This is a genomic window from Streptomyces buecherae, from assembly GCF_014295035.1.
Taxonomy (GTDB): Bacteria; Actinomycetota; Actinomycetes; order Streptomycetales; family Streptomycetaceae; genus Streptomyces; species Streptomyces youssoufiensis.
In genome coordinates this window covers 7,428,073-7,441,370 of sequence record NZ_CP060404.1, presented here as the reverse complement: position 1 = coordinate 7,441,370, position 13,298 = coordinate 7,428,073, and the positions used below count along the sequence as shown (strand labels likewise).

At 73.5% G+C, this 13,298-nt stretch carries 14 protein-coding genes; 9 read left to right on the top strand and 5 right to left on the bottom strand.

Annotated elements, in window-relative coordinates:
• Window positions 1–145: 145 nt before the first annotated feature.
• Genes mtnC through mtnA form a run of 4 tightly spaced genes read right to left on the bottom strand, consistent with a single transcriptional unit; the run spans window position 146 to window position 3,266 of the window.
• Entirely contained in the window at window positions 146–850 is a 705-nt protein-coding gene (gene mtnC / locus H7H31_RS29740) for an acireductone synthase (RefSeq protein WP_187062197.1), read from the bottom strand.
• Entirely contained in the window at window positions 847–1,428 is a 582-nt protein-coding gene (locus H7H31_RS29735; RefSeq protein ID WP_187062196.1) for a 1,2-dihydroxy-3-keto-5-methylthiopentene dioxygenase, read from the bottom strand. The genes mtnC and H7H31_RS29735 overlap by 4 nt, the downstream gene beginning before the upstream one ends.
• A 6-nt stretch (window positions 1,429–1,434) precedes the next feature.
• On the bottom strand, window positions 1,435–2,121 hold the full coding sequence (mtnB, locus tag H7H31_RS29730; RefSeq protein WP_187118162.1) for a methylthioribulose 1-phosphate dehydratase: 687 nt from the start codon (window positions 2,119–2,121) through the stop codon (window positions 1,435–1,437).
• Entirely contained in the window at window positions 2,118–3,266 is a 1,149-nt protein-coding gene (mtnA, locus tag H7H31_RS29725) for an S-methyl-5-thioribose-1-phosphate isomerase (protein WP_187060527.1), read from the bottom strand. Before mtnA ends, mtnB begins: the two co-directional genes overlap by 4 nt.
• Before the next feature lie 895 nt (window positions 3,267–4,161).
• Between mtnA and H7H31_RS29720 the strand changes: the two genes are divergently transcribed.
• The 9 genes from H7H31_RS29720 to H7H31_RS29685 all read left to right on the top strand — a co-directional run bounded on the left by H7H31_RS29720 (window position 4,162) and on the right by H7H31_RS29685 (window position 12,273).
• Window positions 4,162–5,289 (top strand): LLM class flavin-dependent oxidoreductase, encoded by a 1,128-nt coding sequence (locus tag H7H31_RS29720; RefSeq protein WP_187060526.1) that lies wholly within the window; start codon window positions 4,162–4,164, stop codon window positions 5,287–5,289.
• Window positions 5,286–5,804: a GNAT family N-acetyltransferase gene (locus H7H31_RS29715; RefSeq protein ID WP_187060525.1), complete on the top strand. Its 519-nt coding sequence runs from the start codon at window positions 5,286–5,288 to the stop codon at window positions 5,802–5,804. Before H7H31_RS29720 ends, H7H31_RS29715 begins: the two co-directional genes overlap by 4 nt.
• A 14-nt stretch (window positions 5,805–5,818) precedes the next feature.
• Window positions 5,819–6,829 (top strand): amino acid ABC transporter permease, encoded by a 1,011-nt coding sequence (locus tag H7H31_RS29710; protein WP_187060530.1) that lies wholly within the window; start codon window positions 5,819–5,821, stop codon window positions 6,827–6,829.
• An 8-nt stretch (window positions 6,830–6,837) separates the two neighbouring features.
• On the top strand, window positions 6,838–7,590 hold the full coding sequence (locus H7H31_RS29705; protein WP_187060529.1) for an amino acid ABC transporter ATP-binding protein: 753 nt from the start codon (window positions 6,838–6,840) through the stop codon (window positions 7,588–7,590).
• Window positions 7,591–7,704: 114 nt separating this feature from the next.
• On the top strand, window positions 7,705–8,688 hold the full coding sequence (locus H7H31_RS29700) for an ABC transporter substrate-binding protein (protein WP_187060921.1): 984 nt from the start codon (window positions 7,705–7,707) through the stop codon (window positions 8,686–8,688).
• Window positions 8,689–8,783: 95 nt separating this feature from the next.
• Entirely contained in the window at window positions 8,784–9,881 is a 1,098-nt protein-coding gene (locus tag H7H31_RS29695; protein ID WP_187060920.1) for an LLM class flavin-dependent oxidoreductase, read from the top strand.
• A gap of 148 nt (window positions 9,882–10,029) precedes the next feature.
• On the top strand, window positions 10,030–10,104 hold the full coding sequence (locus tag H7H31_RS35100) for a putative leader peptide (protein WP_372454699.1): 75 nt from the start codon (window positions 10,030–10,032) through the stop codon (window positions 10,102–10,104).
• A gap of 449 nt (window positions 10,105–10,553) precedes the next feature.
• Window positions 10,554–11,111, top strand: a complete 558-nt coding sequence (gene ssuE / locus H7H31_RS29690; protein WP_187060919.1) for an NADPH-dependent FMN reductase — start codon at window positions 10,554–10,556, stop codon at window positions 11,109–11,111.
• Window positions 11,112–11,151: 40 nt separating this feature from the next.
• Entirely contained in the window at window positions 11,152–12,273 is a 1,122-nt protein-coding gene (locus tag H7H31_RS29685; protein WP_187060918.1) for an LLM class flavin-dependent oxidoreductase, read from the top strand.
• Between the two features lie 9 nt (window positions 12,274–12,282).
• On the opposite strand, the gene H7H31_RS29680 is transcribed toward H7H31_RS29685, so the two are convergent.
• Window positions 12,283–13,230, bottom strand: coding sequence for an RNA polymerase sigma-70 factor (locus H7H31_RS29680; RefSeq protein WP_187060917.1), 948 nt, complete (start codon window positions 13,228–13,230; stop codon window positions 12,283–12,285).
• Between the last annotated feature and the right edge of the window lie 68 nt (window positions 13,231–13,298).

Here is a 13,298-nt window from a genome sequence, read left to right as displayed (position 1 = left end):
GAAGAGTGCGCGCGGCGTGGCGATGTGTGACATGGGAGGGGAGGGAAACCGCTACACCGCCGTTGTGCGAGGCGACTACTCGCCGCACCGGCGCGGCGGGTGGACCGCCACGGGTGGGGCGCCGGGGAGGGTTGGGGCGTACGGATTACGGGTCGGGCAGCACGCCGTGCAGGTCGGGCACGGTGGCGTGGCCCGGCACCCGGTCGCCGCGCGGGTCGCCGGCGCGGCGTACGCCGACGACGCGCCAGCCGGCCTGGAGGGCGGCGTCCAACTCCTCCCGTACGTCGCTGAGGAAGAGCGTGGCGCCGGCCGGTACCCCGATGCGGGCGGTGATGGCCAGGTAGGACGCGGGGTCGCGCTTGGCCCCCGCGTTGGCCAGGTCGAAGTGCCCGCACAGCAGGGGGCTGAGGTCGCCGTGGTCGCTGTGGGCGAACCAGTCGCGTTGCGCGGCCACCGACCCGGAGGAGTAGACGTAGCGGGCGATGCCCGCGCGCTGCCAGCGGGCCAGGGCCGGGGGCACGTCGTCGTAGACGTGGCCGGCGAGTTCGCCGCTCGCGTAGCCGTCGGCCCAGATCAGCCCTTGTACGTCCTTCAGTGGCGGGGCCTTGACGTCCGCGTCGGACCAGGCGGCCAGCGACGCGGCGACGCCCCGTTCGTCGAGGTCGGGCGCGCCGGCGTGGGCGCGGGTCGCGCGCAGCACCCGCTCCCAGGCCGGCTGGCCACGGTGGGTGGCGAGCCAGTGCGCGAGGCGCTCGCGCGCGTACGGGAAGAGCACGTCACGCACGTGGTCCGCGGAGCCGGTGGTGCCCTCGATGTCGCAGACCACCGCGCGCGGCGCGGGGCCGCTCACGCCGCGTCCGCCGCGAGCAGCGCGTCGAGGCGCGGGAAGCGCTGAGAGATCGGGTCGCCGGTGAAGTCGCCCACCCAGCCGTCCTCCCCGGCGAAGAAGCGGATCGCGGTGAACTCGGGGCGCGGGCCCATGTCGAACCAGTGCGGGGTGCCGGCCGGTACGGACAGCAGGTCCCCGGCCTCGCACACCACCGCGTACACCTCCTCCCCCAGGTGCAGGTAGAAGCACCCCGCACCGTGGGCGAAGAAGCGCACCTCGGCCTCGGCGTGCCGGTGTTCCTCGAGGAAGGTGGCGCGCGCCGTGGCGGCCTTCCGTCGCCAGGCGTCGCTCTCCTCGGGGTGTAGCCCGGCGACGTCGACCAGGCGCAGGTCGTCGCGGGCCTGGAGTGCGTCCACCTCGGCGCGGTAGCGCGCCAGCACCTCGTCCGGGGCGGTGCCGGGCGCGATGGGGCCGCGCACCGGCCAGCGGTCGAAGGCCACCGCGTGCGCGCGCAGCGCGTCGGTGACGCGCGCCTGGTCACGGGTGCGCAGGAGCACCTGGTCGGGCGCGTCGTCGGGCATGACCTGGAGCAGGGTCACGGCACGTCACCTCTCGGCATCGGTTGTGTCGTCGTGTGCGTCGTCGGGGGTGTTCGGCGGCAGCCCGCCGGTGAGCAGCAGCAGGTGGCAGATCGACTCCAGGCACTCCAACCGGTCGCGGGCCTGTGCCAGGTCGCGGCCCCAGGTGGTGACGCCGTGGTCGGTGATGAGCAGGGCGGGAGGCGGGTCGGGGGTGGTGGCGAGGTGGCCCGCGACGTCCGCGGCGATCCGGGGCACGTCGGGCCAGTTGGGGAAGACGGGCAGCGCGGCGCTGGTCGGGTCGGCCAGGCCCAGCCCCTTGAGGAGTTCGAGGCGCTCGACGCGCAGCGTGCGCCGGCGCGCGGGGTGCCCGACGCGGGCGGCGACGGCGGTGGCGTACGGCGCGTGGACGTGGATGACGGCGCGGGCCTCGGTCGCGCGGTAGACGGCGCAGTGGATCGTGGTCTCGGCCGAGGCGCGCAGCGGCCCGGGGGCCACCTCAACCCCGCTGTCGGCGTGCACGGCGACCACCTCGCGCCCGGTCAGCTCGCCCTTGGCCCGACCGCTCGCGGTGATCAGCGCGGTGGTGTCGGACAGCCGCACGGAGAGGTTGCCCGCGGTACCCGGCATCCAGCCGCGCTCGTACAACTGCCGCGAGTAACGGGCGAGTTCGGCGCCCTCGCCGTCGTGGGCACGCGCCTCGGCTCCGGTCATGTCGCCGCCCCGTCACGCTGGTACGAGGCGGTGGGCGCGACCACCGGCCGCGCGGCGCGTTCCCGGTCAGCGGGGTCCGAGGCGGCGGGCGGCCGTGCGTCGCCGGGGACGAACACCCGGTCCTCGGAGACGATGGCGGTGATCAGTTCGGCCGGGGTGACGTCGAAGGCCGGGTTGTACGCGGCGGCGCCCGGCGGTGTGGTCACCACGCCCGCGTACGCGGTGACTTCGGCGGGGTCGCGCTCCTCGATGACGATGCCCGAGCCGTCGGCGGTCGCCCGGTCCCAGGTGGACTCGGGCGCGACGACCACGAAGGGGATGGCGTGGCGCGCGGCGGCTGTCGCGAGCCCGTACGTGCCGATCTTGTTCGCGACGTCCCCGTTGGCGGCGATCCGGTCGGCCCCCACCAGCACGCAGTCCACCAGCCCCCGGGCCATCGCGGCGGGCGCCGCGGAGTCCACGCACACCCGGTAGGCGATGCCCGCCTGCCCCAACTCCCAGGCGGTCAGCCGGGCGCCCTGGAGCAGCGGCCGGGTCTCGCCCACCAGCACTTCACGTACCAGGCCGCGGCGGCCGAGTTCGAGGATGACGCCGAGCGCGGTGCCGACCGCGGCCGCGGCCAGCCGGCCGGTGTTGCAGTGCGTGAGCAGGCGCATCGGCCGCGCCCCGACGCGCGCGAGGACCAGCTCGCAGGCGCGCTCCACGGCGGCGGCCCCCGTCGCGGCGTCCTCCTCGACCATGGTCAGGGCCTCGGCGAGGACGGCGTCGGGTCCGGCGGCGACGCGCCCGGCGGCCCGGCGGACGGCCCAGGCCAGGTTCACGGCAGTGGGTCGGGCGGCGACCAGCCGCGCGGCGTCGGCGCGCACCGCGGCCTGGTCGCACCCGTCGTCCGTGCGGTGCCGGTGGGCCGACAGCGCCACGCCGAGGGCGCCGGCGAGCCCGATGGCCGGCGCCCCGCGAATGGCGAGCGAGCGGATGGCGGCGACGAGTTGGTCCACGCTGGTCAGCCGCAGCACCCGGGTCTCCCCTGGGAGCGCGCGTTGGTCGACGGCGACGATGGCGCCGTCGTCCCAGGCGAGCGACGGCTGGTCAACCGGTGCGGCACGGGACGCGGGCGCGGGCCGCCTTCCCCTTGCGTCATCCATCGGCGTTCCCTCGACTCGGGCCGGGGCGGCACGTGCGGCCCCGGGCTGTGGCGTGCCCCGCGGCCCATGCCGCGGCGGTCGTACGGAGACGGCCCCGCGACCGGCGCGGGGCGGGCGGACGACGGTCGGGCGCGGCGTGGTGGCGGCGCCCGACGGCCAGGCTATATGAAAACGATAATCAAATATACGGGTGCCGCGACCACCTCACGAAACCGGCCGACGACGCCACCGCTACCCCGAAGCGAGCACACCCCGAGACGCGGCGAACGACGGGCGGACGGCGGGCGGTCGGGGCGTGCGCCGGCGTACGGGACGGGCCGAGCGGCGACCGGCGGGCCGCGCCCCGCACCGCGCCGCGTCCCAACTCCGCTGGTGGCGGCGCCGGTTCGAGGTCGATCGTATGTGCGCCCCTCGCGGGTGTGTCAATGGGTGCACATACCGCATCAGAGTCGGTCAATGTCCGTCCAACATCCGGGCACGTAGTTGACGGGAGGCGCAAATTACTGGTCCATTAGTTTCGTGAAGGGACAACAGCGCTTGGTCACCCGCGACCACATCGACTTCGGTCGGGTGTGGTCCGCCGCGTGTTGTCGCTAACGCGGCAGCGGGCCGTCTGACCGGCCCTCCCCTCCTGCGGTAGCCCCGTCGCGGGCCGCCCGACGCTCGCCGCTCCCCCTCGCGCGGCTCCTCCCCCTCGCCGGCCGGCCCCGCATCCCAGCGGCGCGCCGCCGCGGACCCCGCCGCGCGAGCCGCCATCCGAGCCCGTGCCACCCACCGGTGCGCCGCGCTCGCCGCGTCCCGTTCACTCACCACTTCCGTGCCACGCCGACGGCCCGCTCCGCGCGCCGGCCCGTCGGTGTGCCGCCCTCCCCGTTTCTTCGCGAAAGGCCCTCCCATGCCCGTGGAGTTTCTTGGCATCGCTGCCACCAACGACGGTTCCGAGACCACCGCACGCTCCGGCGCCGCGTTCGACAAGGAGTACACGATCCGGCTCGCCCGGGCGCACGAGGAGTACGGCTGGGACCGGGTGCTGTTCGCCTACGCGTCCGGCGCGCCCGACCCCGCCCCGGCCGCCGCGTACCTCGCCAGCAAGCTCGACTCCCTCCAGATCCTGCTGGCCCACCGGCCCAACGTCTCGTACCCCACCTTCGCCGCCAAGACCTTCGCCACCCTCGACCAGATCAGCGACGGCCGGCTGACGGTGCACTTCATCACCGGCGGCAACGACCACGAGCAGCAACGCGAGGGCGACACGCTCAGCAAGGACGGGCGCTACGCCCGCACCCGCGAGTACATCCAGCTCGTGAAGAAGATCTGGACCACCACGGAGCCCTTCGACCACGAGGGCGAGCACTACCGGTTCCGCGACTTCGTCGCCGACGTCTTCCCCGTCCAACAGCCGCGCCCCGGCGTCTCGTTCGGCGGCTCGTCGCCCGCCGCGTACGCCGCCGGCGGCGCCGAGGCCGACATCTACTGCCTGTGGGGCGAGCCGTTGGCCGAGACCGCCCAGCAGATCGAGGCGGTGAAGGCCGCCGCCGCGGCGGCCGGGCGCACCGACGTGCCGCGCATCCAGGTCGCCTTCCGCCCGATCATCGCGCCGACCGAGGAGCTGGCCTGGGAGAAGGCCCACCGCACGGTCGGCGCCATCAGGGCCCGGCGCGAGCAGGGGCTGCCCCGCCACCACCGCGGCGGCGCGCCGGAGAACACCGGGTCCCAGCGGCTGCTCGCCATCGCCGAGCAGGGCGAGCGCTACGACCGCGCGCTGTGGACCCCGACCGCGGCGGCCACCGGTGGCGCGGGCAACTCCAACGCGCTGGTCGGTACGCCCGAGACGGTCGCCCAGGCCCTCCTCGACTACTACGACCTCGGCGTCGACATCCTCTCGGCCCGCGGCTACGCGCTCCTTGACGACGCCATCGACTTCGGCCGGTACGTGATCCCGATCGTCCGCGAGGAGGTCGCCAAGCGCGACGCCGAGCGCGCGGCGGGCGCCGAGCGGAGCCTCGCGGCGGTGCGCGCGTGACCTCCGTAGCCCCGTCCCCGTCCGACCTGACGGTCATCGAAGTCCCGGTCTCCCACCCGCTGGTCAGGCCGCTGCTGCGGGAACTCGGCGACGAGTACACCGCGCGCTACGGCGGCGACGCGCACCAGGAGTTGGCCCGCTACCCCGACGAGGAGTTCACGCCTGCCCACGGCGGGACGCTGCTCCTCCTCCTGGAGGGAGGCGACCCGGTCGCCGGCGGCGCCTTCCGCCGCTACGACGCCACGACGGCCGAGCTCAAGCGGATCTGGACGCACTCCGCGCACCGCCGCCGCGGCCTGGCCCGACAGGTGGTGATCGAGCTGGAGCGCACGGCGCGCGAGCGCGGCTACCGGCGCGTCTACCTGACCACCGGGCCGCGCCAGCCCGAGGCCCGCGGCCTGTACCTGGCCACCGGCTACACGCCGCTCTTCGACACCGAGGCCGACCCCGAGACCATCGGCCCGCTCCCGTTCGAGAAGCACCTCGCCCCGGCAGACCACCAGCCACGACCATGAGCAGGCACACCACCATGGGACTCACCACGGACCCCGCGCCGCTGGACACCGGCGGCACCGATCTGGCACCCCGCAAGGAGGCCGACCCGGGCGACCTCGCCGCGCTCAGGGTCGTTCCCACCCGACACTACGGCCGGTGGGCGGCTGCCCTCGCCGTGCTCGTCCTGACGGCGCAGTTCGCGCACGGGCTGGTCACCAACCCCGTCTGGGAGTGGGAGGTCTTCCGCGCGTACGTGCTGTCCGAGACGATCGTCTCGGCGGTCGGCCTCACGCTCCAACTCACCGCGTACGCCACCGTCCTGGGTTTCGCCCTCGGCACCGTACTGGCCTTCATGCGGCTCTCGCGCAACCCGGTCCTCCAGACCGTGGCCTGGGCCTACATCTGGATCTTCCGGTCCATCCCGATGATCGTGCAGCTCGTGTTCTGGTTCAACCTGAGCGCCCTGTACGAGCGGCTCGGCCTCGGCATCCCCTTCGGCCCGGTCTTCTGGTCCGTCGACAGCAACGACCTGATCGGCACCATCGGCGCGGCCCTGATCGGCCTGTCGCTGCACCAGGCCGCCTACGCCGCCGAGATCGTGCGCGGTGGCGTCATCTCCGTGGACCACGGCCAGTTGGAGGCCGCGGCGGCGCTCGGCATCCCGCGGCTGCGGCAGATCCGGCGCATCGTGCTCCCGCAGGCCATGCGCGCGATCCTGCCCACCGCCGGCAACGAGATCATCGGCCTGCTCAAGGGCACCTCGGTGGTGTACGTCATGGCCATCGGCGAACTCTTCTACCAGGTGCAGGTGATCTACGGCCGCAACGGCCACGTGATCCCGTTGCTGATGGTCGCCACCGCCTGGTACGTGTTCCTGACCTCCGTGCTCTCCGTCGCGCAGTACTACGTCGAGCGGCGCTTCGCCCGTGGCGCCAACCGCACCCCACCGCCGACCCCGCTCCAGCGGGCCCGCGACGCCCTGGCCCGGCTGCGGGCCGGCGCGGCCGACACGGCGCCCGCCACACCCCGGGGAGGCACCGCGTGAGCCAGGTCATGGTGGACGTACGCGGCGTCCACAAGAGCTTCGGGGCGCTGAAGGTGCTGCGCGGCGTCGACCTCACGGTCCGCGCGGGCGAGGTCACCGCGCTCCTCGGCCCCTCCGGCTCGGGGAAGTCCACGCTGCTGCGCGTGATCAACCACCTGGAGAAGGTCAACCGGGGGTGGATCAGCATCGACGGCGAGCTGATCGGCTACCGGCGCTCCGGCGACAGGCTGTACGAGCTGCGGGAACGGGACATCCTGCGCCAGCGCACCCACATCGGGTTCGTCTTCCAGCACTTCCACCTCTTCCCGCACCTGACCGTCCTGGACAACGTCGTCGAGGCCCCGGTCGCCGCGCTGCGCCGGCCCCGCAAGGAGGCCGTGGCGACCGCGGAGCGGCTGCTCGCGCGGGTCGGCCTGGCCGACAAGGCCGGCGCCTACCCCCGCCAACTCTCCGGCGGGCAGCAGCAGCGGGTGGCCATCGCCCGCGCGCTGGCCATCGAACCGAAGGTGCTGCTCTTCGACGAGCCGACCTCCGCGCTCGACCCGGAGCTGGTCGGCGAGGTGCTCGACGTCATCAAGGACCTGGCCCGCTCCGGCACCACGATGATCATCGTGACCCACGAGATCGGCTTCGCCCGCGAGGTCGCCGACACCGTGGCGTTCCTGGACGGCGGCGTCGTCGTGGAACAGGGCCCACCCGGCGCCGTACTCGACGCCCCCCGGCACGAGCGCACCCGCGCCTTCCTGTCCAAGGTGCTCTGACCCCGGCGCGCGCTCCGTACCCGCTTCGCCTCTCCCCCACCCCGTCCCGTCCCACCCCCGCGACACCCCGCACCCGCACCGCTCACGCTCCACCCGCAGGCAAGGAGAACACCCATGCGCACCCTCGTCGCCACCCGCACCACGGCCGCGGCGCTCGCCCTCGCGGCCACCGCCGCCCTCGCTGCCTGCAGCAACCCCTCGGACGGCGGCAGTACCGAGGTCGCCGCCAAGTCCGGCGCCCGTACGAAGATCAACCTGAGCCCGGACCAGAGACGGATCAGCACCCCCAAGGTGGACGCCATCGCGGCCAAGGTGCCCGCGGAGATCCGCGAGCGGGGCACGCTGAAAATCGTCAACTCCTCCGGTTCCTCGGCGCCGTTGAACTTCTACGCCACCGACAACAAGACCCTCATCGGCGTGGAGACCGACATCGCCGCCCTGATCGCGAACGTGCTCGGGCTCAAGCCCCAGTTCACCTCGACCTCCTGGGAGAACATCTTCATCGGGCTCTCCAGCGGCAAGTACGACATGGGCGCGAGCAACATCACCGTCACCGAGGAACGCAAGGACCGCTACGACTTCGCCACCTACCGCAAGGACGACCTCGCCTTCGAGGCCCGCAAGGGCAGCGGGCTCACGGTCAGGGGGCCGCGCGACGTGGCGGGCAGGACCGTCGCCGTGAGCTCGGGCACCAACCAGGAGAAGCTGCTGGTGGAGTGGAGCAAGGAGAACGAGCGGGCCGGCCGCGAACCGGTGGACATCAAGTACTACCAGAACGCCACCGACACCTATCTCGCGCTCGCCTCCCGCCGCATCGACCTCTACCTCGGCCCGAACCCGAACGCCGCCTACCACGCGGCGTCCACCGGCAAGACCGAGGTCGTCGGCACCCACTCGGGCGCCGGCACCTCCCTCCAGGGACTCATCGCCGCCACCACCAAGAAGGGCAACGGCCTGGTCGAGCCGCTGGCCGAGGCGCTGAACGAGGTCATCGACAACGGCACGTACGGCAAGGTGCTGGCCCGCTGGGGGCTGACCAACGAGGCCGTGGCGAAGTCGGAGACCAACCCGCCGGGGCTGCCGCGGACCAACAAGTAACCCTCGTGCCGCGGCCCCGGCGCCCGCTTCCCCACCCGGCGCCGGGGCCGCGCCCGCCCGCGCCCACGCCCGGCCCACGCCACCGGAGGTACCCCGTGCGATTCCAGGTCCTGACCATCGTCCAGCACGCCCCCCACCCGCTGACCGGCGCGCTCGGTTCCGCGGCCGACCGGCTCGCTGAGGTCGTGGAAACCGGCGTGCGGGCCGAGGAGTTGGGCTTCGACGGCTACGCGGTCGGCGAGCGGCACGCCGGGGCGTTCCTGTCCTCCAGCCCCACGGTGCTGCTCGGCGCGCTGGCCGCCCGCACCACCCGGATCAGGCTGCTGACCGGCGTGACCGTGGTCGCCATCCTGGACCCGGTCCGGGTGGCCGAGGACTACGCGACACTGGACCAACTCTCGGGCGGACGCGTCGAGCTGGTGATCGGCAAAGGCGCGGAGATGGGCCACTTCGACCTCTTCGGCCTGGACGAGGAGTCGCAGTGGGAGTACCAGGCCGAGAAGTACGAGTTGCTGCGCAGGCTGTGGCGGGAGGAGAAGGTGAGCTGGCGGGGCCGGTTCCGGCCGGCCCTCGACGGGGCCACCACCGTGCCCCGCCCGTTCGGCGCGCGCCCGCCGCGCGTCTGGCACGGCTCGGCCACCAGCCTCAACTCGCCGGAGCTGGCCGCCCGACACGGCGACCCGCTGTTCAGCGCCAACGCCATCCAGCCACGCGCGGCGTACGTCCGGCTCATCGACCACTACCGCGAGCGCTTCGCCGCGCACGGGCACGACCCGGCCCACGCCTACGTCGGCGCGGGTTCGGGCGGCCTCTTCCTGGCGGACACCACGCAACAGGCCGTCGCCCGGTTCAAGGAGTTCTACGAGGCGCGGGTGCGCCAGACGTACAAGCCACACCTGGCGGACAAGCCCGGCTACAACACGCCCTTCCGCACCATCGAGGAGGCGATCGCCGACGGCCCGCACCTGATCGGCAGCCCGCAGCAGGTCATCGACAAGATCCTCGACTTCCACCAGGTCTACCGGCACGACCTCCAGTCCATCACCGTGGACAGCTCCGGGCTGGCCCTGCCGGCGCAGTTCGAGCAACTCCAGCGGTTCGCCGAGGAGGTCGCGCCGGTCGTACGGCAGGCCGCGCCCACCACGCTGTGGCAACGCCCGGCCCACGAGGAGCGGAGCACGCCCGTGACCTGACGGGGTGTGCGCGGCCGGGCCCCGGGCCGAGTGGCGGGCCCACACGGGCGCGCGTGTCAGCGGGAATTGATCGGAAATCCGTCCGCCATGCGGAATCACATTTCGGCCTTCTTGACCGGCCGAACTCTCCCCTGGTTAGATCGGTGACATGAAGCGACAGGAACTCACGCGGCGACGCCATGTCGATCTCGCGCGCGTCTCAAGTTCCCGCTGTCGCCGGTGATATAGAGCGCGGCCTCCCGGAGCAGCCCGCTCCCGCCCGGCGCTCCTGGTCGTATCGTCCCTGACCAGTGATCACCCGGGCCAACCAGCCCGCGATCCAGCGCACTCGTTCTCCCTTCCGCTCCCCGCGCGACGGCGCGGACACAGCGCGGGAATTCCCTCGCCGAGTCGTCTGTTCACATTCCTGTCCTCCCTTTTCCACGGATTCCCCAACTCCCCAGGGAACGGCGCCAGCAGATCTCCTCGCACGTCTGCGTGCATACGGCATCGACTGGTGTGGAGGCGGCGGAAAAGCATGCGCCGCGCACCTCGTCACCGGGCCCCGGCACCCTCGCCCCGCACCGCCCGCGACGCCCGGGGCGCGTTCCCGCCCGCACTCCCCGGCCCCGCCGGTCGGCGTCCGTACGCCGCCGCTTCGACCGCACCCCTGGTCTTCGAAAGGTCCCCGTCATGGCCACCGTCCTGTCCGTCTCCGGAAGCCCGTCCGCGACCTCGCGCACCGCCAGGTTGCTGCGCCACCTCGACGCCCGACTCGCCTCCCAGGGACACGAGGTGGTCCCGCTCGACGTCCGGACCATCCCGGCCGAGGCGCTGCTCGGGGCCGACTTCCAGCACCCGGCGATCGTGGCGGCCACGGCCCAGTTCGCGCGGGCGCAGGGTGTGGTGATCGGCACCCCCATCTACAAGGCCGCCTACTCCGGCCTGCTCAAGTCGCTGCTCGACCTGCTGCCGCAGTACGCGCTGGCCGACAAGACCGTCCTCCCGCTGGCCACCGGCGGCACCACCGCGCACGTACTGGCCATCGACTACGCGCTGCGCCCCGTGCTCAACTCCATGGGCGCGGCGCACATCGTGCAGGGCTGGTTCACGCTCGACAAGGACCTCACCGTCGGCGACGACGGCGCGCTGACCATCGCCCCGGCCGCGGCCGGCGCCCTGGAGCAGGTCGCGGACCAGTTCTCGGCCGCGCTCGGTGGCCGCACGACCGTACTGGCGGCCACCGGATGAGCGCCCCCACCCACCCCCTCGCGCGAAGGGCGTGCGCCCCATGAGCCTCACCTTCCACTGGTTCCTGCCCACCAACGGCGACAGCCGCCACGTCGTCGGCGGCGGCCACGGCACGCCGGTCACCGCGGCCGGCGGCGACCGCCCGCCGACCATCGGCTACCTGACACAGATCGCCCGCGCCGCCGAGGAGCTGGGCTTCGTCGGCGCGCTGACGCCGACCGGCGCCTGGTGCGAGGACGCCTGGCTGACGACCGCCATGGTCAGCCAGCACACCGAGCGGCTGAGGTTCCTGGTCGCCTTCCGCCCGGGGTTCGTCTCGCCCACCCTCGCGGCCCAGATGGCCGCCACCTACCAGCGCCAGACCGGCGGCCGGCTGCTGCTGAACGTGGTCACCGGCGGCGAGAGCCACGAGCAGCGGGCCTACGGCGACTTCCTGGACAAGGACGCGCGCTACGCCCGTACGGACGAGTTCCTGCGGGTCGTCCGCGGGTTGTGGCGCGGCGAGCGGGTGGACCTGGCGGGCGAGCACCTGCGGGTGGCGGACGCGCGGCTGGCCCACCTGCCCGCCCCGGTGCCGGAGATCTACTTCGGCGGCTCGTCGCCCGTCGCGGGCGAGGTGGCCGCCCGCCACGCGCGGGTCTACCTCACCTGGGGCGAGCCGCCCGCGCAGGTGGCCGAGAAGATCGCCTGGGTGCGGGGGCTGGCCGAGAAGGAGGGCCGCGACGTCCGCTTCGGCATCCGCCTGCACGTCATCACGCGGGACAGCGCGGAGCAGGCGTGGGCCGAGGCGCGGCGGCTGCTGGACGGCTTCGACCCCCAGACCGTGCGCGCGGTACAGAGCGGGCTCGCCCGCAGCGAGTCGGAGGGCCAGCGGCGGATGCTCGCCCTGCACGGCGGCGAGCGGGACGGCCTGGAGATCCACCCGAACCTGTGGGCCGGCATCGGGTTGGTACGCGGCGGCGCGGGCACCGCGCTGGTCGGCAGCCACGACGAGGTGGCCGAGCGCGTCATCGAGTACCACCGGCTTGGCATCGACGAGTTCGTGCTCTCCGGTTACCCGCACCTGGAGGAGGCGTACTGGTTCGGCGAGGGCGTCCTGCCGCGCCTGGCCGCGCGGGGCCTGTGGGCCCACCCGGCGAAGGCCGCGCCCGCAGCGGCGTGAGAGGGCAGCTCAGCGGCTGACGGCGGTCTCGCGCGCCACCCGGGACAGCTTCTCGGGGTTGCGGACGTGGTAGGCGCCGGTGACGTAGCCGTCCTCGACCCGCACCGCCACCACGCCGTCGATCTCCCCACCCACCCGGACCAGGAGCCCCGGGCCGCCGTTGATCTGCACCGGTTCGACCGACCTCTCGGCGTCGCGCCGCCACCAGCCGGCGGCCAGCAGGCGGGCCACCCGGTCCGCGCCGACGACGGGTTGGAGCAGGGCGTGCCTGACTCCCCCGCCGTCGCTCAGGGCGACCACGTCCGGCGCGAGGATGTCGAGGAGGCTCTGCAACTCCCCGGTCTCGACGGCGCGTTGGAAGGCCCGGAGCGCGGCCCGGGTCTGGGCGGGTGAGACGGGGCCGCGCGGTCGGCGCGCGGCAACGTGCGACCGGGCCCGGTAGGCGAGTTGACGGACGGCGGCCGGGCTCCTGCCGACGGCCTCGGCGATCTCCTCGTACTCGACGGCGAACACCTCGCGCAGCACGAACACCGCCCGTTCCACCGGTTGGAGCGTCTCCAGGACGAGCAGCATGGCCATCGACACGCTGTCGGCCAGTTCGACGTCCTCGGCGACGTCCGGTGCGGTCAGCAGCGGCTCGGGCAGCCAGGGGCCGACGTAGGACTCCTTGCGTCGGCTGAGCGCGCGCATCCGGTCCAGCGCCTGCCGGGTGACGATCCGCACCAGGTAGGCGCGCTCCTCCCGTACGGTCGCAAGGTCCACGCCCACCCACCGCAACCACGTCTCCTGCAGCACGTCCTCGGCGTCGGCGGCCGAGCCGAGCATCTCGTAGGCGACGGTGAACAGCAGGTTCCGGTGGGCGACGAACGCCTCGGTGGCCGCGTCCACCGGCTCCGCCCGACCGCCGGGCCGCAATCGCTCGGCCAGGCTCGTGACCGGATCGCCGTGCTCGTTCATACAGACTCCCACCCGCTGGTCTCTCCACACTGCCGCACGCACTGGACGTCGGTGCCCCTGGCTCCGTA